Source organism: Nakamurella sp. GG22 (genome assembly GCF_052976845.2).
In genome coordinates this window covers 26,093-44,421 of sequence record NZ_JBRIIO020000039.1, presented here as the reverse complement: position 1 = coordinate 44,421, position 18,329 = coordinate 26,093, and the positions used below count along the sequence as shown (strand labels likewise).

Sequence of the window (18,329 nt, the reverse complement as noted above, 5' to 3'; positions counted from 1 at the left end):
ACAAGATCAACTAACCGAAACCGACCGCCACTTACACAGAAATCTTGACAAGCTCTCACCTGTCCGAGCGGCACCTATGACCGCAACGCGCTGGCCCGTACACCCCGCTCCGATCCCAGGCGAGGCGGCGTCATCGTGGCTGACACGCCTGGCCTCCGCCCTGCACGTCGACGCTGGAGTCCTGCTCGACGACCTCGGCTACCACCTTGAACACCATGGTCGAACTCGACGATCTGACCGTAGCGATGCCCGCGCGGTTGGCCCGTCGGCTGGCCGCCCGCACCGGAACGCCCACCCGCCGGATCCGCCGCACATCTCTGGCTGGCTACCGGTCCGGGCTGATCGGCACACCCCTGGCGCACAATCAGTACGCCGCCTACACCCAGCAGTACTCGATCCTGCCGGCGCCCGGCACGCGCCAATACCGCCGTCTGCACGGCTGGCTGGCCTGGCTCCCCACCGACGGGGTCCTGACGTCGCTGTCATGCCCGGCATGCTTACCCATGGACACGGCTCCGCCGTACCCATGCCTGCTGGCATGGGCGATCCCGATCATGCTCAGCTGCCCGCTCCACCGCCGCCGGCTCGTATCCGCCGCGGACCCGACGGCCTCCTACTACGAACCCCCACCGAACCCAGCCGTCACCGCCATGGACACCTACACCTGGCAGGCACTGACCACCGGCCGCGTAACCCTGCCGGGCGAGACAATCCCGGCCAGGGTCTGGTTCCGTTTGCTACGCACCATCATCGATGAGATCACCGATCTGCCAGCCGAATTCGACGATATACGCGCAACCCTGCAGCCGGCCGGCGCGGGTGTACGCCCCGCCGGTATCGAGCAGGACTACTGGCAACCCTACGAAGGCCTGAACTGCTACGCCCAAGACCGAGCCCTGCAAGCCGCCGCAGCCGTCATCGCCGCGCTACAAGACGGCACCATCACCGGCAACGGCACCGCCGCACACCTGTTCCAACCCACTACCGACAGCCGGGGCCGCCATTTGCAACCCACTTCTGACAAATTTGCAGCGCACTTCTGAAAATGACACCGGACAATGGCGTGCCCTCGTCGAAAGCTGGGATAGCCTCCACCGGTCGATCCGTCGAAACGCGATCCGAGGCACGCGCGCTGCTGACCAAGGCACGAGATTCGGCGGCCACCATGGACGCGGCCATGTTGATCCAGGCAATCGATGCGCTCGACCGGCGCGCACACCTGATCTCGCGGTCGAACGCGAACAAGTACCCGCACCAGCGGAGAACAGTGGGGCCTCCATCGGACTGACCGACCGCGAGGCCCAGGTCCTGCGGCTTGTCGCCTCCGGGTACAGCAACGGTCAGATCGGCCAGGCCCTCTACATCAGCCGCAGGACCGCTAGCGTCCACGTCTCCAACATTCTCCGGAAGCTCGGAGTGTCCGGACGGGCCGAGGCAGCGGCCATCGCGGCAAACGACAACCGACAGCGCGCCACGACTTCCGAGCGGCTCCCCAGCGGCAACGGCACACGCTGACACCGAACTGAGGCCCTGCTGGTCGCGCCCGCGGCAGACCGTGCACCTACCCGCTCCACCCGATGCTGCCCTGGTACGGCGTCGACCCACCCCGGGATGGCTGGAACAGGCGGGGCTATCGCTTCGACCAGCAACTCGATGGCTTAGAAACCTCCCCGGCCGCAAAACCGATGTTTCCGACGCTGCGTGGTTAGCGGATCTCGGTGCCCACGGCCTGGTCCGGGCGTCATTCGTGCCACCGGAGCCGATCCGCCGGTTACGGGACCTGACCCGGACCCGAACCCATATCACCCGGCAACGAACCCGGGAGATCCGGCGACTGGGGAAGTTGCTGGAAGACAGCGGGATCAGACTGTCCTCGGTGGCCAGCGACATCACTGGGGTGTCCGGCCGGTTGATGCTGCAGGCCATCATCGACAGCAGGGCACCGCCGACCTCGCGGTGACGGCCGACCTGGCCCAACGCCGGATGCGGTCCAAGATCCCGGTGCTGACCGAGGCGCTGAACGGGCACTTCACCGAGCATCACGCCTTCATGACCCGCCTGTTCCTGGATCGCATCGACGCGCACACCAGGGACATCGAGCTGCTCTCGGAGCGGATCGACGAGTTGATCACACCTTTTCTGCCGGCCCGGGCGCTGTTGGAGAGCTTCCCGGGCTTCTCCCAGGTGCTCGCTGAGATCTTCATCGCCCAGACCGGCGGCCAGATGCGGCAGTTCCCCACCGCCGCGCACCTGGCCTCCTGGGCCGGGGTCAGTCCTGGGTCCAACGAGTCCGCGGGCCGGGTGAAGTCCACCAAGACCAGACCAGGGAACCGTTACCTCAAAGGCGCTCTCGGCATCGCAGCATTGAGCCAAGCACGGTCCAAGGGAACCTACTTCTCGGCGAAGTTCCGGCACATGGCACCGACCCGCGGACCAATGAAGGCGATCGTCGCAGCGGAACACGCGATGCTCGTCGCCGCCTGGAACATGCTCCAGAACCGCGAGTTCTACCGCGATCCCGGCGCTGATTACTACACCCGCCGCGACCCCGCCAGAACCAAAGCCCGCGCCGTCAAACAATTCGAAGCCCTCGGATACACCGTCACCATCCGGTCGCCCAGGCCGGATAACAAACACCGAAGTCCATCACCGCGGCGTCACCCGTCGCGGCGGACGAACATGTCACCACCCAAGGTGGTCACCAGCTTGTGGTCACCATAATTTTCGTGTCAGCGACTATAAGTCGGAATCGCCGTGTAAAAGACACTAGAATCACGGGTACCCAGTCTACAAACTCCCTCCGGGGCGTCAAATGCCGTCCGGTCTGCGGTTCCGTTCCGCCATTGAACTCGCGCTATGCCACCCCAGCGCACCTGACCGGTGACATAAAGTCACGAGAATGCTGGCAAAAGCGCCAACCAGTAGCGATATGATGCCGCGGACCTGTCTTTTACATAGATTGCGAATGCCTTGCATCCACTCACTCGAAGATAACGCGAACCATCCCATCCGGCGTGAATGGACACGTGCCACCTGACGTCGTAATCTCAAGCTGATTGGTGAGGACTTGGCTGCCGACGTAGGTGGCTGCTTCCTCGGGCGTCATATCCTCGGTGGCAAGGTTTACGTCCTGAGCCAAGACGGTGACATCCCATTCGCCTAGATCCGCCTCGGAGAAATAGAACTGGCCAGTAAACGTGCCGTCGGGTTGTGAGTCGGGGTCGATACCACTGTCGTGGAGTAGGAACCGATACCATCGGTCTGCTTGCTGACCAGTTCCTTCCAGATAGCACTGCACAAACAGCTGATCGCGAACCACCGGAGTGTCGTCGGGCCCAAAAAAACGAGCCTTGACAACAAAGACCGCCTTTTCCTTTGAATCCTTCCTTATTCGCACTATATCGGGATGTTCCACCTCATATCTCGAAAGGAGGTGCTCATTAGTCCGTTTTTCGCTGACCTGATGAGTGAGTACGGATAGATCACCCGTGGTGGTATTCAAGAGTTCTCTGGTGTATGACCATTTTGCTTCGACCGCATACGGTGTGCCTGCAACGATCGGCTCAACATACTGGAGCGCAAGATCAAGACGCTCCGCCGTCGTCACCGTTCCCACGGGCGGCGTCGTAGCTTGTTGGCCGCGGTGAAAGGGCTCGTTCGGATAGTCGCCAGCACCGGCTATCGCGGCACCCACGCCCGCACCAACCGCCACTGCGATAGCTACGGCCTGTACTGGGTTGCAGCAGGCTGTGATAGCAACCACCCCTACCGCTCCCGCTGGCGCGGCCGCCCCACCCGTGAAAACTACGGTGGCGCCTGAAGCGGCAACACCGGCAAGGAATGCAATAAGCAGTGCTAAGAATACCAGCGCTGCGAAAATTGCGGTCCACACTTCTTTAGCGCTTGGATCCGCAAACGGTAGCGGACCAAATTGGTTGTCGTAAGCAGGGTTTGGAACAAAAGCGATTTCCATTCCTGACGGTAGTATTAGGATCGGACAGTCAATCTTCTTGTTGAATTCTAGGGATGTCATAATGCGGTCGCTTATGGCGCGATAGATGTCATCCTGGTCCTTCAGATCGACGGACCCGGCGTTGGGATTCTTTCCGTCGCAGGATTTATCCGAGACCAGTAGCTCGGTGAATCGAACCTCGAGACGGCCCTCCGGGAATTCCGCTCGGAAGGCCCCTGTAGCTGGATCATTCACCACGCCGAGCACGAAAATCTTCTTGATGATACGGATGCGGCGGGTAGCGGTTTGCGCAATTAGACTCAGCCGATGAACTCCGGGTGAGGCTTGACTGAAGTCCGCGCGCCATTGTAGCGTTTGAACAGAACCTGCGGACATATCTCCTAATCCATGTGTGTTCGGAGTGACGATGATATTCGGATCCGACACACTCTCGACGGAGACGCTGACCGATTGTTCGGTGCTATCGGTCGATACCTGCGCATTGATGACTTGCGTGCCGAGCATAGGCACGAAGAAGCCGCCTGGCAGCGCTAGGCCCGAGTACAATTCGCTAGCGAAAGGTCGACTCTGTACTGATACGGCCATGACCTACCCCTCAACTATTACAATCCCTAACCCACCGATTTGCGTGCCAGTATCTTCTGCGAGCTGCTCCACGACCAACAGCGCGGCTCCGTCCGATTCCAATGTGCCGGCCACACTGAGTGCAGTTCGTGCGTGAGCTGGTAAGGACATTTGAATCTTGGGTCGTAGTTGGCCGACATCGACCTCTGAGTAGCACCGCTGGTCCGTAAACCCCATTGATTTGACTTGAGTCTTGGCGCTGAAACGATCTTTTTGAAAGCCGAGCAGTTCAAGTGCCGTGTCCAGCGCGCGCTGTTCCACGGTCAAAATAAACCCCCGCTGCCGATCGTCAGTATTGTGCACCTCGAACCGAAAAGCGAAATTCATTTTCGTCGCGGAGATTACTGAAAGGTTTCGCTGGGCGACGTGACGGTCAGTAGGGACACTAAAATCGACGGTAGCCGGAAGGGGGTCTAAAGATGAATGGAAGGCCTCCGCCAGTATGCACGAGTGTCCATCATTTATGGGAGACGGAACCCAAGGGCTGAGGCACAGCACGTCTTCGTCTCCTCCCGGTTCGAGGGTAACGAATGCGGTGCCGACCATATTGGCGGTCGACCGATTAAACCCCGCTGCAGGGTTGGCCCAGTAGAAGCGCACAGTCGCATTCTCGACGCGCCTATCGCCGGTGTTCCTCACTCGAGCCTCGATATAGCACGGCGCACCTGCGACGGGCATCACCTCCGTCGATGCATCGGCAGGGTCGATCAGTCGGAGTGCTGGGCTGAAGAACCACGGATCACCGTCGCGAATTTCTAGAGCTACCGACACCACAACACCTGAATTCGGTCGATGTGAGAAGACGACACGCAGGAAGGTAGTCCGATTTGCCGGGGTTGACTATAGCCCGATCGAGGGTCGTGAGGTGGAGTTGAGATTGGGCCAGTTGGGGATACCGACCCTGGTGTTGACCACTTGACTTGGTCGAGGATCAGCGGAAGTGGGTATTGGACCACTCGCGCACGCTATCCAGCGACTTAAGTCGATGGACCACATAGACAGTTTCGATCAATGCTGCGCCGACGGAGAGCAGGTGCTGGGAAAAGCGTTGCGCAGTGCGAGTTGCCCATCCGAGCCATCCTCCTCTTCGAGGTTCAGACCGGTGCGCCTGGCGGTAGATCTCGACCCGTATGGGCCGATCGGGCGGGTCGAGCTGGTTCGATCAGACGTGCTGATTGGGCCGCTGACGAGCCATCAACCAGCACATCGCCCAGCTGCCCGCCGCCGCGTGGAAAACCGTGCGACTGGACCGCGACGGCAAATACCAACGCCCCCGCGTCGTCGACGAAACCACCACCCTGTCGAACTACCCCGGCACCGTCCGGCAACTCGTCGTCACCGGCCTCGGCCGGGACGCCGCCACCGTCATCATCACCAACGCCCGCACCACCACCGTCAAACAACTCATCGAGCGATACGCCCGCCGGATGAGCATCGAACAACGCCTTGCCGAATCCATCCGGTGCTTCCACACCGACGCCCTCGCCGGGTCCGTCCCCCTCAACGTCGACCTCGACGTTGTAGGGCTCTCCCCGTGTGACGGACACGCGATCATGCGGCTTGTGCCGCTTGGTGGTGGAGGTGGTCTTCGAAGCGTACGGGGCTGAGCATGCCGATCGAGGAGTGCCGGCGGAGCCGGTTGTACCGTTCCTCGATCCACCGGCCGACTGCCCTTCTCGCGGCGCTCTTCGAGGCCCAGTGGTAGCGATTGTAGAATTCTGTTTTAAGGGTCGAGAAGAAAGATTCGGCTGCCGCGTTGTCCCAGCGCACACCGGTACGCCCGACGAATGGCAGAATCGGTAAGTTCTGTGCGGCGTCGGCGAGCTGCCGGGAGGTGTACTGACTAGATTCAACCGGTGGATGCAACACCGGCTTGTTGCAGCGATATTAGCTGCTCGTTGAATGCCTCCGCTGGGGTGCGCCAGCCGAGGGTCTTGCGTGGTCTGGTGTTCAGTGCGTGGGCGACTGCCTGGAGGTCTGCGCTGGACCACCGCGCCAGGTCGGTGCCCTTGGGAAAGTATTGCCGCAGCAAACCGTTGGTGTTTTCGTTGGTACCGCGCTGCCATGGGCTTTGTGGATCGGCGAAGTAGACCGGGACACCGGTTTCGATTCTGAATTGGGCGTGTGCAGACAGTTCCTTGCCGCGGTCCCAGGTCACCGACCGGCGCAGTTGTTCCGGAAGAGTCGTAATTGCGGCGGTCAGCGCATTCTTCATTGTGATCGCGCCGTAGCCGGCCAACGGCGGTCCGTTCTTGATCCGCGGAATGACACCGAATCCTTCTTCCCGCGGTAAGTGGATGAGTGTTGTGAATCGGGTTGTCCGCTCGACCAGCGTGCCGATAGCGGAGCGTTCCAAACCGATCAGCAAGTCGCCTTCCTTACGTTCGTGGAGGGGTGGATCAGGCCCGGTCGTAAGGTCTTGGTCGCTCTCCTTGGGACAGGTGGGTATGGCTTCAGGTCTCCCTGCCGGGCTGATCGTTGGTCGGTGACGGCTCACTGGGAATGGCCGCCCGCCTGTCCTGTTGGTAGCTCGACCGCTCATTGAGACTCGCGCGACGATCGTTGGGTAAGGACGTGCCGGCGTGGCTGCCACTCGAGGAGAACCCCCTTTGGTGACGGCGACGTGAGGATGGCTGATGACGGCGGTCTGGGTAGGAATGGATTCGGGGAAGTGGGCGCACCACTGCGTGGTCATCGACGCCGGCGGCCGGGTGCTGCTGTCCCGGCGGGTGGCCAACGATGAGGCCGCGCTGACCGGCCTGATCAGTGCCGTGCTGTCTTTGGCCGACGGTGATGAGGCTGTGTGGGCCACCGATCTCAACGCCGGTGGTGCAGCGCTGCTTCTGGCGTTGTTGGCCGACCGGTCGCAGCGGGTGCTCTACCTACCCGGTCGGATCGTTCACCACGCCGCGGCGACCTACCGCGGTGACGGCAAGACTGACGCCAAAGATGCGCGGATCATCGCCGATCAGGCGCGGATGCGGAGCGATCTGCAACCGGTCCGGGCCGCCGGCCAGGTCAGCGTTGATCTGCGGCTGTTGACCTCGCGTCGGACCGACATGATCTTCGACCGGGTCCGTCATATCAACCGGCTGCGGGCCACGATGTTGGAGTACTTCCCCGCTCTAGAAGCAGCTTTCGACTTCTCGAAGAAGGCACCGCTGATCCTGGTCGCCGGTTATCAGACACCGGACGGGATCCGCCGCATGGGCGTTGCCCGGCTCGCCGCCTGGCTCAGGAGCCGCGGCGCCCGCGGCGCCGACACCGTCGCCGCCAAGGCTGTTGAGGCCGCCGCCGGTCAACGCACGGTGTTGGCCAGCCAGGCGGTGGCCGCGCAGATCGTCACCCAGCTGGCCGGGCAGATCATGGCGTTGGACAGCGACATCGCCGCCCTCGACGAGCAGATCGCAGAGACGCTCGACCGGCACCGTGACGCGAAGATCCTGCTCAGCATGCCCGGCTTCGGGGTCGTCCTGGCCGCGACGTTCCTGGCCAACACCGCCGGCAACGTGACCACCTTCGACACCGTCGACCGACTGGCCAGCGTCGCCGGCCTGGCCCCGTCGCCGCGAGATTCCGGCCGGATCAGCGGCAATCATCACCGACCGCACCGATTCAACCGACGACTACTGCGAACCTGCTACCTGGCCGCGTTATCCAGCCTGAAGGCCAGCCCCGCCTCGAAGGCCTACTACGACCGCAAACGCGCCGAGGGCAAGTCCCACAAGCAGGCGATCATCGCGCTCGCCCGACGCCGGCTCAACACGATCTGGGCCATGATCCGTGACCGCACCGCCTACCAAGAGCCAGTCCCTGCACTACCCGCAGCGGCTTGACAAACAGCATTGAGATTCCCAATGGCCCGGCACGGCTCGGTCTTCGACCTCGGCGGGCCGCTCGCTGATCATCACTTCCGGGGTGACGTGAGCCCACGCTTTGCGGGATGCCCGCGCCCGTGGAGCGCGCAGCGCTCGCCCGGTCCGCAGACACGCGACCAGTTCTCGCTTCAGAGCACCCCTTCCCTGAATGTAAAGCGCCTGGTAGATCGCCTCGTGACTGATCCGCATGGACTCATCATCGGGGAAGTCCAGCTTGAGCCGGTGCGCGATCTGTTCCGGGCTCCACCCGGTGACCCATCGCCGGTCCCCGCGGTGCGGCTTGCCCCGACCCTTCCACGGCTCGGTCGCCGGCCCTGCGGCGACGGTTCCGTCCGGTTGGCGCACCCTGCCCGACAGGCGCTGCTGCACGTACTCACGCAACTGATCATTCACGACCAGTTTCGCTGTCTTCGGCCGCTGCGCGACCAGGTCGGCTTTCCACTGCGCGACCGAGGCCCGGTAATGTAACTTCCCGCCCCGGGTGGCCGCATTCCGGCGCAACTCACGGGAAATCGTCGAGGGATCGCGACCTACCCGCCTGGCGATCTCCCGTACCCCGGTGTTCTGCGCTTTCAGCAGCGCGATCTCTTCCCGTTCCGGAAAAGAAAGATACCGACCAGACAGCCCGGGGTGCTCAAACGGTGACATGCCGCCAGCGTGTCGGAACCACCGCGCGCCCACCGCCTGCGACACGCCGACCACCTCCGCGGCGTCCTCCGCCCACAGACCCTTGGCGATTTCTACCCAGAACTGCCGCTGCACCTCCCGCCGATGCGCCGGCGCCCCCGGCGACTTCATCGGCGATCGACCCGTCAAGGCCGTCATCCAACCCGCTGGCCTGCCCATACCCACCTCCGACTCGAGGTGTTGCGACGACCAGTTGAATCCGCCCTGACAGCCGCGGTCGGCGTGAAAGATGACTTTCCCTGGAAATCCACCTCGCAATGTGACCGCCCGGCGCAACGCGGTTTCCACCAGGTCGGTCCGCAGGTGGTCCTCGATCGCCCACCCGACGACCCGCCGGGAACACGCGTCGCGGACCGCGCACAGGTACAACCAGCCCTCATCGGTGCCCAGGTAGACATCCCACGCGAGTCAGGTGTCAAGCAGCGATCGGGGCGGCCTCGGTTTTGGGCTTGGGCCAGGCGGCTGCGTCGTCCCAGGGCTCTTGGTGTTGAAGGCACCACCAGAGTCGGCCGAGGAGCTTGTTGGCCAGGTTGCGCAGGGCGGCGTTGTGGCTGTCGCCGGCGGCTCTTCTTTTGTCGTAGTGCGCTCGGGCGCCGACGGACCTGGTGAGCATCGCGAACGCCCACCAGTGACAGGCATCGCCGAGGCGTCGGTTGCGGACCTTGCGTGCTTTGACGAAGTGGGAGCGGCCGGAGGCGCGGGTGACCGGTGCGGTGCCGGCGAAGGCGCGCAGCCCGTTCGCGGTGGCGAATCGGGCTGGATCGTCGCCGATCTCGGCCAGCACCCGGGCGGCCAAGAGCGGCCCGAGACCGGGAGCGGACCTCAGCACCGGGGCGAGCGGGTGGTTGTCGAACTCAGCCGACAGCGCCTGTTCCAGGTCGTCGACGCCGTCGAGCATCACGGTGATGATGCGTATCAGCGACGCGACGGTTCGGCCGAGCGCGGCCTCGACCTGCGGGGGCTGCCGTAACGCCGGCGTCTTCAGACCGGAGATGATCGCCTCGACCAGGGCGGGATCGTTGCGTCGCCCGCAGCGATGCAGCAGGACAACGACCCGACGGGGCGTGAGTTTCAGTCCTTGGGCCGGAGTGGGGGCAGCGGTCAGAACGGCCATCGCCGCGCGGTGCTTCAGGTTTGGAAACACCTGCAGCGCTTGAGGGTAGAACTCCAACAGCACCGATCGGAGGCGGTTGATGGTCTGATGCAGCGCCCAGATCCCCTCCTGGTGCTGACGGGCCAACGCCTTCACCGCCAGAGCGTTGTCGGTGATCGCTGGCATCGGCCGATGCTGATGCCGATCGGTGCGCAGGACGTCGGCCAGGATCGCCGCGTCACCCGGATCGGACTTCTTCCCCGACTGTCCATACCGTTCCCGATACCGCGCCACCGCCCGCGGGTTGATCGGATAGACGACGAAGCCGGCGGCCCGCAGCGCGGAAACGATCAGGTTCTTGTCTGTTTCGATGGCCACCGGGACGGCCGGCGGGTTGTCGGTGTGCTCGGCGAGCAACGTCATCAGCTCACCGAAGCCGGCCACGCCGGTGGTGATCCTTCGTCTGCCGATTACCCGGCCCGATTCGTCGACAACAGCGACGTCGTGGTGCTTCTCCGCCCAATCGATCCCGCAGGTGATTCCCAATTCGCTCTCCCGTTCGCTCGTCGATCCCTTCGCGGTTGAGCCCGAGGGTGCGTGCGGCGACCTAATGGAAGCGCTCGACGGCGCGGCATCTCACCAGCCGATCACGTACCCGGCGACTGGCGGGGCCACCGTCTACGTTCAGACCTCGACGGCCGGTTCAGACAAGGGAGTGGACACCCTCCAGCGGCTCACCACCACCATGCCCCCCGGCCTGGGCCGGTGATATCTCAGGGGCCCCCGCCAGTTCACCACGGGCACCAGGTCAGGGGACCCGGCCCTCCCATTAAGTGATGTCCGAGGTCCACACGGCGTTCAACTCGCCCCGGTCGAAGACCCGGCCGACCAGGTCCGGCAACGGCTGCGGGTCCGGCCCCGGCACTGTGGTGACCGGCAGAAACTTCCGTGGGCTGATGCCGACGATGCCGTTGCGCCGCATCAACTTGGCCACCGTCTTCCCGGACACCACATGACCGTCCTTACGCAGGTCAGCCAGGATCCGCGGTGATCCGTACACGTGATCGGACTGCGCATGGAAGTACACGATCCGCTCGGTCAACACGGCCCGCCGCTGCTGCGCCGGTGTCGGCGGCGCCTGCTCCCGGCGCGCCCAGTCATAAAACCCGGACCGCGAAACTCCCAGCAAATCAGCCATGCGAGTGATCGGGAAGCAAGCCTTCTCCGCGTCCATCAACCGGTACATTGCTACCGGTTCTGGTTCTCGGTCACGAAGAAGGCCGCCGCTTTTTTCAGGAACTCCCGATCCATCCGCAATTCCTTGTTCTCGATTCGCAGCCGCTCCAGTTCAGCGCGTTCATCGGCGTCCATCGGCGGTGGCGCATCGTCCAACCGCGATCGCTCGATCGCGACCCACCGGCCCAGCAATTGCTCACCGACCCCGATCTCCCGGGCGACGACCGCGATCGGCCGGCCGGTATCGATGACCAAGTGCGCAGCGTCCCGCCGGTACGCCGGCGTGTAACTCCTGCGACCGCCCTTCCCTGCTGCTGATGACATGACTGACATCCTTCCCCGCCAGACCCACAGATCCAGCAAGCGAGGTGTCCGTCAAACAGGGCGAACCCCAGTCGGTCGATCCCGGCTAAGTCTTTGAAGGAGGGACGACAACAACTGGTTCGGGATTGTGTATTACTAGACCGTCCTCGTCCGTTTTGACCTCCATGCCGTCCGCCCTTCTGTGGGGCGGCGTTGTGAGGTGAACAGGCGTCGAGCCAAACGTTTCATACTCATCAGCGTTGAAGAAGTCCCATTCGCCTTCGCAGAATATTTCGTACACCGCAGACTCCCGTCGGTCGCAGTTGCCGTCCGCCAACATTGTATTGAGACAATTCGATCCCCCATATTAACCTCGATCTTTCGTGCGCCCAGTGGAACAGGGGGTGACCTCGTGTCGGGGTGATCTGTTTGTTCATACTCGCCGTCGCTTGCCGGTGTGAGTCCGGTCCAGGTAGCTGTCAGGAGGCCCGGTACCAGACTGGCGGCTCGGTTTGGAAACGGTCCGGGTCGAAGCCCGGTGTCAAAAGCCCTTTTGGGGGAGCAACTGAGCGGTCCGCAGCATGAACCGAAGCCTGCAACGTCGTTAGAGGTCCTCCCCGTGAGGGTGTCGTTGGTCGCGGTAGTTGGTTCTGGCACACATTGCGGGATGGTGGCCCGGGCTGGCCTGACGCCCGTGTACGTGGTGCTCTGGGTCGGTGGCTCCTCGAGATTGTTGTCGGCTTCTGCTTCCGCATCTGTCGCCGGTGGTGATCGACGGCATCGACCTGGCCGACAACGCGGTTGTCGTCGCAGCGCATGGACGGTCGCGGGGGTCGTGGTGCCTAAGATGCTCCCGGGTATCGACCCGGGTGCACAGCCGCTATCAACGGCGGGTGACTGACCTTCCCGTTTGCGGGGCGGCCGGTGGTGCTCCGCCTAGGGTGCGCCGGTACTTCTGCGATCACGTCGGCTGCAGCGCAGGCACTTTCGTTGAGCAGGTACCGGGGTTGACCGAGCGAAACGGCCGCCGCAGCATCGGCTTGAACGGGGCGTTGGCAGCTATTGGGTTAGTTAGCGCTGGCAGGGCGAGCCGGATCCTGGCTGGCCGGAAGACTGGGCATGGCAGTGAGCCGGTCGACGCTGCTCTGCGTGATCCGTGGGCTGCCAGATCCCCCGGTCGGCCCGGTGAGAGTGCTCGGTGTCGACGAGTTCGCGCTACGCCGCCGCCATCACTACGGCACAGTGGTGGTCGACCTGGCCGACGGCCACCGGCCGGTCGATGTCCTCACCGGCCGCGATTCCGCGGACTTCGCCGAATGGCTGCGCGCCCACCCCGGTGTCGAGGTGATCGGCCGAGACCGAGCCGGCGCCTACACGGACGGTTGCCCGCGACGGTGCGCCGAACGCGATCCAGGTCGCCGACCGATGGCACCTGTGGGACAACCTGTGCCACCACGCGGAGCGCCTGGTCGCCGCGCATCACGCCTGCCTACCCGAGCCGGTTCCAGCGTCCGAGAACTCTGACCTTGGTGGCCGCGGTGGCAACCCGACGCGGTGCGGGTCGAGCACAGCCGGCAGCGGTACGACCACTGCAATGAGCTGCGGGAACGTGGCCTGACGATGCGAGCGATCGCCCGGAAAATGGACCGGACTTCCAGACCGTGCGCCGCTACCTCCGCGCGGACAACCCCGATTCGTTGCTGGCCGGTGGCGTCCGGGCCAGCGTGCTGGACCCGTTCAAGCCCTACCTGCACCAACGGCTGGCCGCCGGCCACGGCAATACCACCCTGCTGCTCGCTGAGATCACCGAGCAGGGATACACCGGCGGCTACAACACTGTCCGCCGCTACCTGCTGCCGCTACGCCACATCGAGGCGGCCGCGCTGGAGGCGCTGTCGCCCCTCCCTGGACGGCCCGGCGGTGCGTCGGGTCGCCGGGTGGATCACCGGTCTCCCGGGGTCTCGACCGGCCGACGATGAACGACTGCATGCGATCCGAACCCCGTTGCCCTGGACTCGACGCCGCAGTTCGCCATGTGGCCGGGTTCGCCCGGATGATCAAAGACCTGTCCGGCGACCGGGGAACGCTCGCCGGGTGGATGGGTGCTGTCGACGCGGACCTGCAGATGCAGCGGTCGTTCACCGCCGGATTGCGACGCGACCTGGACGCCGTGGTCGCCGGCCTCACCCCTGCGATACAACTCCGGCGCGGTCGAGGGCACCGTCAACCGCATCAAGCAGCTCAAGGCCGCGATGTACGGGCGAGCGAAACCTGACATGCTCCGCAAGCTCATTCTCTTGGGCTGAACTCCGGACTTGAGTTTCATGCTGTCGACGCCGGGTGGAACCTACTGGCCGCCGCTGTCCTGGGGTGGAAAAGCGCGCCCCCGCGGGCAGCTTGTTGCCATCCCGACCCGGAGCACGGAATCTGTGCCAGATCCAATTGAATCGACCACTCAGAGCCTACGCCCGCAGCGATGGACCGGCAGGGCGCGACCTAGCAGGCGTGGCCCTATAGGGGTAGTGGTACGCCCCAACGGGTGGAAGGCTGCCCGTATGGAAGCGAATACGCGGGCGCTGTGGGTTCACGGGCACTCGGCATGGCTCGAGACCAGCGTGGGCTTCACAATTGAGCGGTTTGGATATTTCGTCCGGATCAAAGGCAATGGCGACAACGATGCTTGGCTGCACTACAGTCTTCCAACGATGTTAGACGGGGGATTCTGGACGATTGATGATGTCGCATTGCAGCTCCGTACCTGGGGTGAAGCAGCCATAACCAAGGTCGATGTCTGGCAAGGGTCGTCCCGCCTCATCAGTGCCGAGACCGCCCTCCAATCGACGCACGGGGCGCATCGTTCGGAGGGTGATAGCGGTGAGCGCGTGCGGATCGTCAGAACCGGGTTGCGCTCCCCTGAACCAGTGACCGCTGCCATCGGTGTGAGCTTGTTAGTTCAGTCGAACAGGGCGCGAGATGCGGCCGCCATTGGATCCGTAGGTGTCACGCTGAAGTTGCTGCCCTAACCTGCTTGATCATGACCATTCCAGGAGTTTAGAAGGTCAATCGAGCTCCCGTCTGGATATATTTGTCCTTCGAGAAGTGCGCAAGAGTGTCTCGACGTTCTGGCGCGGTCTCAAAAACAAATTCTGGTTCACTGCCAGATGAAGTCATCGCATCGGCAACTTCCGCGGTTGCCGGTTCCACTCGCTCGACAGACTCAATGGTCAGAGGACGACTACTAACGTCGACGAAGGTAACCCGGACCTCGTCGCCTGAACGCAGGGTACCGGTGCCCGAGGCGACGACCTCAGCCACGAACGGGACAGACTCAGCCGCCCCATCGACGTCAATGGTAATAGTGCCGGACCCGAACGCCCGGCTGAAAGTCTGGACGAAGCCGTGATACACCTCGTTCGCTGCCATAGAGTGCAGGGTACCCCAACAGCCACGGTCAAATGAAGGATCCGGTGGTCCGCTGTATCGGGCAAGGCCGATGAGCAGGTCGCCGCCGCTCCGTGTGATCTGCGCACTACCTCCTGATGACCTCTACGCACCGACTGGCCTCTGGTCATGAGCCGAAGACGTTCTCGCGGTTAGATGGATTGAACTGCTCGGAGCAGGTCGACCAAACCATGACCCTGGAAGTACCTGTCTCTCCCTAGATCTGTCGCCGTGTCGGACAGAATTTTCTTGATGCGTTCAGGCTGCCCGATCAACTCAGGGTATCGGGCGATTAGGATCGCCGCGGCGCCGGATACGTGTGGTGCGGCCTGACTCGTCCCGTCAAGGAACATGTAACCGACGCTCCCGACGGGGCCAAGGACATGCTCCCCGGGTGCCAATAGGTCCGGTTTGATGCGCCCGTCTGCCGTTGGCCCCCGGCCTGAAAAGTAGCTTGTACCGTAGCGGTAGGGATCTACTTGATGTGTCGAGCCGACGGTAATCGCTTCCTCAGTGTTTCCTGGATCGGTCACGCTAATCATCCCGAATCCAGTGCCTTTACTCCGCACAGTTGACGCTCCAGACCCATCAGCGAGACCATCCGCCGGTGCATTGGTCTGATAGCCGGCGTTACCCGCGGCGGCAACCACAATCACCCCTGACCGAACCAGATTCCGTACCTCCTCGCATACAGGCGTCCAACCGCACGCATGGTTCTTGGGGTTGTAGCCGAGCGAGATACTCATGTTGGTGCCCACGATCATGAGATCACGATTTCGTGTATTCAGTTGGCGGATAAATCGCAAGGCCAGAAGCACACGGGATTCGTTGCCCTCAGAGTTGTCGCTGAGCACGCGGAAGTCCCAAAGCTGCATTTCCGGACAGAGTCCCTCGAATTCGCCTGGAACCCGCCCGGCCAAGATACCTGCGACGTGGGTTCCATGACTTGTCACTGGTTTCCGGTAGCCAGTAGCCTTATCGCTTCGCCAAGCGGGAACCGCGCAACTCTGAACGACGTCAACCAGATGATCTATCGGACCCTTCCCGCTGGCAAGAAATTGGAGTTTATCATCGGTTATCTTGGTGAGGTCGAATGTCTCGACGATGCGACTATCCTGACCAGATGCGCTTCGAAAAGCGGGGTGGGAGGCATTGATGCCGCCGTCTATTATTGCCCAGGTTTGATCAGTTGTACTAACGTTGAAGAGCCTCTTTACGGCGTCTGCCTTTACCGTTGCGAACGATCCGCCGGCGCGCGGCATGGCTACCGATACAACCGATGCCGGTGTAACGATCCTGTCGAGGCTGATTGACTCGATGGTGGAACCTTGAGCTAAGCGGCTGGTGCTCAGCATTGTCGGAAACAAGGCGCGGTTCAAGTCGCCGGCGGCGAGGTCCCTCTCCGAATCGAGATCTGGGTCGTAGCCCCACATGCGGGCAAGTAGCCGCAACAACCAGCTCGCAATCTGTTGGTCGCGAGGGTCAAATCTTACCCGAGACTCGCCTGAGTCTGGTCCGTTGGGGGCCGGCCGCTGACCCCGGTCATCTCGTAGCGCTTGACGCATTGGCGTATCGCTTGAAAGCAATTCGTCAAAGGGAGTCATTAACTCGACCAACTCGGTGTTGGTGAGGGAGGCCACCACGGTCAACATACGACCCCAACGGGTCTGCGGAAGCAGTACCCGAACCAGGAACGGCAAATCGCATCGAGCGAGCAACCAGTCTCCAACTAGACCGATTTGAAAGACCGGAGCAGTTTGCGTTACGGTCGCAACGTGCTGGAGTTGGGCGGCAACGTCGCGGGCGTTCGCGCCAACCGCGAGTTGCAGCAACAACGGCAGACGCGCACGAGGACCGCGCATTGCGTAGCCACGCCACACTTCGTATAACGCAGGGCTGTCAATTGCAGTTGCAACGTCAGTATCGGCGTATGCCCGCTCGAAACGTTCGCTAGGTATGCCGGCCACTTGAAATTACCGATTTAGCCGTTGTTAGGATCTTATGTGTCATCTTCCACCAGCCGGGTGGCTTCCGTGGGCGGTGCCTTCGAGTCACTGTCGGGGATCGCGGCAGCGTCAAGGCTGCCGGTAAAGAAGGTAACCCTATGGAGCCTGAACAGCGGAGTAACATTTGCCAGGCCGGCAAAGGTCTCCGATGAGTTATACGTAGAGGCCAACTTGAAGCCGGCAGAGATGGTGGCGAGGTCGACTCCCTGGACGTTCAACCCTGCCTGGGCAGATAGCTCGTATGCCGCTGCCGACTCGCCACTCGCTAGAAAGGTGGTTGATTCGGCTATCGCGACCGACGTGACGATTCGTCGGCGCAAATCCCAAGTCCAGCTCGAATACTCACCACGCACGACGTCCCAGAACGCATCGATGCTCTTGACCCGATTGAACCGAACACCGGCAGCCGAAAGTAGATACTTATCCCCGGAGGAAAACGTAACCTTGGCACCGACTTGCCCATCTGTGATGTATTTAAAGACTCCTGGTGCAGCACCGATCGACGACTCAATGTTGACCCCGGTTGCGGATGCACTCACCCATGGCGCTCCGGCAGCGTTGGCGTCTTCTTCCGTATCGTATACAACGCCCCTGTCTGCGACATTGCCAATCGGAATCCAAACCCCCGATTCCCTCACGACGATGTCGCCCAGCTTAAGTGGCTGAGCAGGTGGATAATTGAGCCAGTACCCTGTCTGGTCTCGTACTGCCTTCACGAAGTCGCCCGCACCAGTCACCAATACCTCCTCAAGGCGTTGATTGGTTGACCGTACCGCACAAGCAGAGGACGCGCACGAACCGATTCGTGGCGTTGCAGAGCAATCATGTGCAATAGGTCGCATGTCGTACTGGTGTGCTGCCAGGGTCAGCGTCGATCTTTCGTGGTGCGGCGGTGGCGACCTCAGTGGGCGCGCCTTCATTGATCCTTACGATGCTCCTTCCGTCGGTGTGCGATTCGCTCGCCATGCGTCCCTGGGTGCCGGTTCCACTGGCCAAGGTCGCCCACGATCCGGGCGACGTCTTCGGTCAGCCCGGGCCCCCGAGTACTGCGCCCCACGCCGGCTCAAAAAGTCCACGTACTCACGGGT

At 62.6% G+C, this 18,329-nt stretch carries 18 protein-coding genes and 5 pseudogenes; 11 read left to right on the top strand and 12 right to left on the bottom strand.

The genetic code is table 11. The features are described from left to right. Positions 1-76 precede the first annotated feature (76 nt). From ACVBEQ_RS25105 to ACVBEQ_RS25090, 4 genes and pseudogenes are all read left to right on the top strand, one after another. Positions 77-181: pseudogene (locus ACVBEQ_RS25105) on the top strand (hypothetical protein); the annotation flags it as partial. 34 nt (positions 182-215) lie between these two features. Beyond that, entirely contained in the window at positions 216-1,043 is an 828-nt protein-coding gene (locus ACVBEQ_RS25100) for a TniQ family protein (RefSeq protein WP_473163204.1), read from the top strand. After that, complete coding sequence (locus ACVBEQ_RS25095; protein ID WP_447156121.1) at positions 1,027-1,515, top strand: helix-turn-helix transcriptional regulator; 489 nt, start codon at positions 1,027-1,029, stop codon at positions 1,513-1,515. The genes ACVBEQ_RS25100 and ACVBEQ_RS25095 overlap by 17 nt, the downstream gene beginning before the upstream one ends. A gap of 145 nt (positions 1,516-1,660) precedes the next feature. Next, a pseudogene (locus tag ACVBEQ_RS25090) lies at positions 1,661-2,610 on the top strand (IS110 family RNA-guided transposase); the annotation flags it as partial. 370 nt (positions 2,611-2,980) lie between these two features. Here the strand turns inward: ACVBEQ_RS25090 and ACVBEQ_RS25085 are convergent. Both ACVBEQ_RS25085 and ACVBEQ_RS25080 read right to left on the bottom strand, forming a co-directional pair. Beyond that, the gene (locus ACVBEQ_RS25085) at positions 2,981-4,483 is read right to left on the bottom strand and encodes a hypothetical protein (protein WP_447156120.1); all 1,503 of its coding nucleotides are present in this window, start codon (positions 4,481-4,483) and stop codon (positions 2,981-2,983) included. A gap of 78 nt (positions 4,484-4,561) precedes the next feature. After that, complete coding sequence (locus tag ACVBEQ_RS25080) at positions 4,562-5,368, bottom strand: urease subunit beta (protein WP_447156119.1); 807 nt, start codon at positions 5,366-5,368, stop codon at positions 4,562-4,564. A 467-nt stretch (positions 5,369-5,835) separates the two neighbouring features. On the opposite strand from ACVBEQ_RS25080, the gene ACVBEQ_RS25075 reads away from it, so the two are divergent. Beyond that, the gene (locus ACVBEQ_RS25075; protein ID WP_447156118.1) at positions 5,836-6,204 is read left to right on the top strand and encodes a hypothetical protein; all 369 of its coding nucleotides are present in this window, start codon (positions 5,836-5,838) and stop codon (positions 6,202-6,204) included. On the opposite strand, the gene ACVBEQ_RS25070 is transcribed toward ACVBEQ_RS25075, so the two are convergent. Further along, a complete protein-coding gene (locus ACVBEQ_RS25070; RefSeq protein ID WP_447156123.1) occupies positions 6,149-6,367 on the bottom strand; it encodes an integrase core domain-containing protein in 219 nt (72 codons plus the stop codon). The two genes, ACVBEQ_RS25075 and ACVBEQ_RS25070, sit on opposite strands and share 56 nt — an antisense overlap. 79 nt (positions 6,368-6,446) lie before the next feature. Further along, positions 6,447-6,974 (bottom strand): annotated as a pseudogene (locus tag ACVBEQ_RS25065) (IS30 family transposase); the annotation flags it as partial. A 259-nt stretch (positions 6,975-7,233) separates the two neighbouring features. On the opposite strand from ACVBEQ_RS25065, the gene ACVBEQ_RS25060 reads away from it, so the two are divergent. Continuing rightward, entirely contained in the window at positions 7,234-8,433 is a 1,200-nt protein-coding gene (locus ACVBEQ_RS25060; RefSeq protein ID WP_447152368.1) for an IS110 family RNA-guided transposase, read from the top strand. Positions 8,434-8,448: 15 nt separating this feature from the next. Here the strand turns inward: ACVBEQ_RS25060 and ACVBEQ_RS25055 are convergent. From ACVBEQ_RS25055 to ACVBEQ_RS25045, 3 genes and pseudogenes are all read right to left on the bottom strand, one after another. Further along, a pseudogene (locus ACVBEQ_RS25055) lies at positions 8,449-9,300 on the bottom strand (transposase); the annotation flags it as partial. Positions 9,301-9,366: 66 nt separating this feature from the next. Then, positions 9,367-9,555: pseudogene (locus tag ACVBEQ_RS25050) on the bottom strand (DDE-type integrase/transposase/recombinase); the annotation flags it as partial. A gap of 22 nt (positions 9,556-9,577) precedes the next feature. Further along, positions 9,578-10,801 (bottom strand): IS110 family RNA-guided transposase, encoded by a 1,224-nt coding sequence (locus ACVBEQ_RS25045; protein ID WP_447152262.1) that lies wholly within the window; start codon positions 10,799-10,801, stop codon positions 9,578-9,580. Between ACVBEQ_RS25045 and ACVBEQ_RS25040 the strand changes: the two genes are divergently transcribed. Continuing rightward, positions 10,791-11,024, top strand: coding sequence for a hypothetical protein (locus ACVBEQ_RS25040; protein ID WP_447152261.1), 234 nt, complete (start codon positions 10,791-10,793; stop codon positions 11,022-11,024). The genes ACVBEQ_RS25045 and ACVBEQ_RS25040 overlap by 11 nt on opposite strands. 60 nt (positions 11,025-11,084) lie before the next feature. Here ACVBEQ_RS25040 and ACVBEQ_RS25035 read toward each other — a convergent pair whose 3' ends face one another. Then, a complete protein-coding gene (locus ACVBEQ_RS25035) occupies positions 11,085-11,453 on the bottom strand; it encodes an IS3 family transposase (RefSeq protein ID WP_447156117.1) in 369 nt (122 codons plus the stop codon). 50 nt (positions 11,454-11,503) lie between these two features. Further along, on the bottom strand, positions 11,504-11,815 hold the full coding sequence (locus ACVBEQ_RS25030) for a transposase (RefSeq protein ID WP_447156116.1): 312 nt from the start codon (positions 11,813-11,815) through the stop codon (positions 11,504-11,506). A 1,098-nt stretch (positions 11,816-12,913) separates the two neighbouring features. Between ACVBEQ_RS25030 and ACVBEQ_RS25025 the strand changes: the two genes are divergently transcribed. From ACVBEQ_RS25025 to ACVBEQ_RS25010, 4 genes are all read left to right on the top strand, one after another. Next, positions 12,914-13,318: a transposase gene (locus ACVBEQ_RS25025; protein WP_447156115.1), complete on the top strand. Its 405-nt coding sequence runs from the start codon at positions 12,914-12,916 to the stop codon at positions 13,316-13,318. Between the two features lie 137 nt (positions 13,319-13,455). After that, on the top strand, positions 13,456-13,773 hold the full coding sequence (locus tag ACVBEQ_RS25020; RefSeq protein ID WP_447156114.1) for a hypothetical protein: 318 nt from the start codon (positions 13,456-13,458) through the stop codon (positions 13,771-13,773). An 8-nt stretch (positions 13,774-13,781) separates the two neighbouring features. Next, the gene (locus ACVBEQ_RS25015) at positions 13,782-14,069 is read left to right on the top strand and encodes a hypothetical protein (protein WP_447156113.1); all 288 of its coding nucleotides are present in this window, start codon (positions 13,782-13,784) and stop codon (positions 14,067-14,069) included. A gap of 280 nt (positions 14,070-14,349) precedes the next feature. Next, positions 14,350-14,817: a DUF6623 family protein gene (locus ACVBEQ_RS25010; protein ID WP_447156112.1), complete on the top strand. Its 468-nt coding sequence runs from the start codon at positions 14,350-14,352 to the stop codon at positions 14,815-14,817. Between the two features lie 28 nt (positions 14,818-14,845). Here ACVBEQ_RS25010 and ACVBEQ_RS25005 read toward each other — a convergent pair whose 3' ends face one another. From ACVBEQ_RS25005 to ACVBEQ_RS24995, 3 genes are all read right to left on the bottom strand, one after another. Next, the gene (locus tag ACVBEQ_RS25005; protein WP_447156111.1) at positions 14,846-15,217 is read right to left on the bottom strand and encodes a hypothetical protein; all 372 of its coding nucleotides are present in this window, start codon (positions 15,215-15,217) and stop codon (positions 14,846-14,848) included. A gap of 170 nt (positions 15,218-15,387) precedes the next feature. Beyond that, positions 15,388-16,875 (bottom strand): S8 family serine peptidase, encoded by a 1,488-nt coding sequence (locus ACVBEQ_RS25000; protein WP_447156110.1) that lies wholly within the window; start codon positions 16,873-16,875, stop codon positions 15,388-15,390. Between the two features lie 359 nt (positions 16,876-17,234). Continuing rightward, the gene (locus ACVBEQ_RS24995; protein ID WP_447156109.1) at positions 17,235-17,978 is read right to left on the bottom strand and encodes a hypothetical protein; all 744 of its coding nucleotides are present in this window, start codon (positions 17,976-17,978) and stop codon (positions 17,235-17,237) included. Between the last annotated feature and the right edge of the window lie 351 nt (positions 17,979-18,329).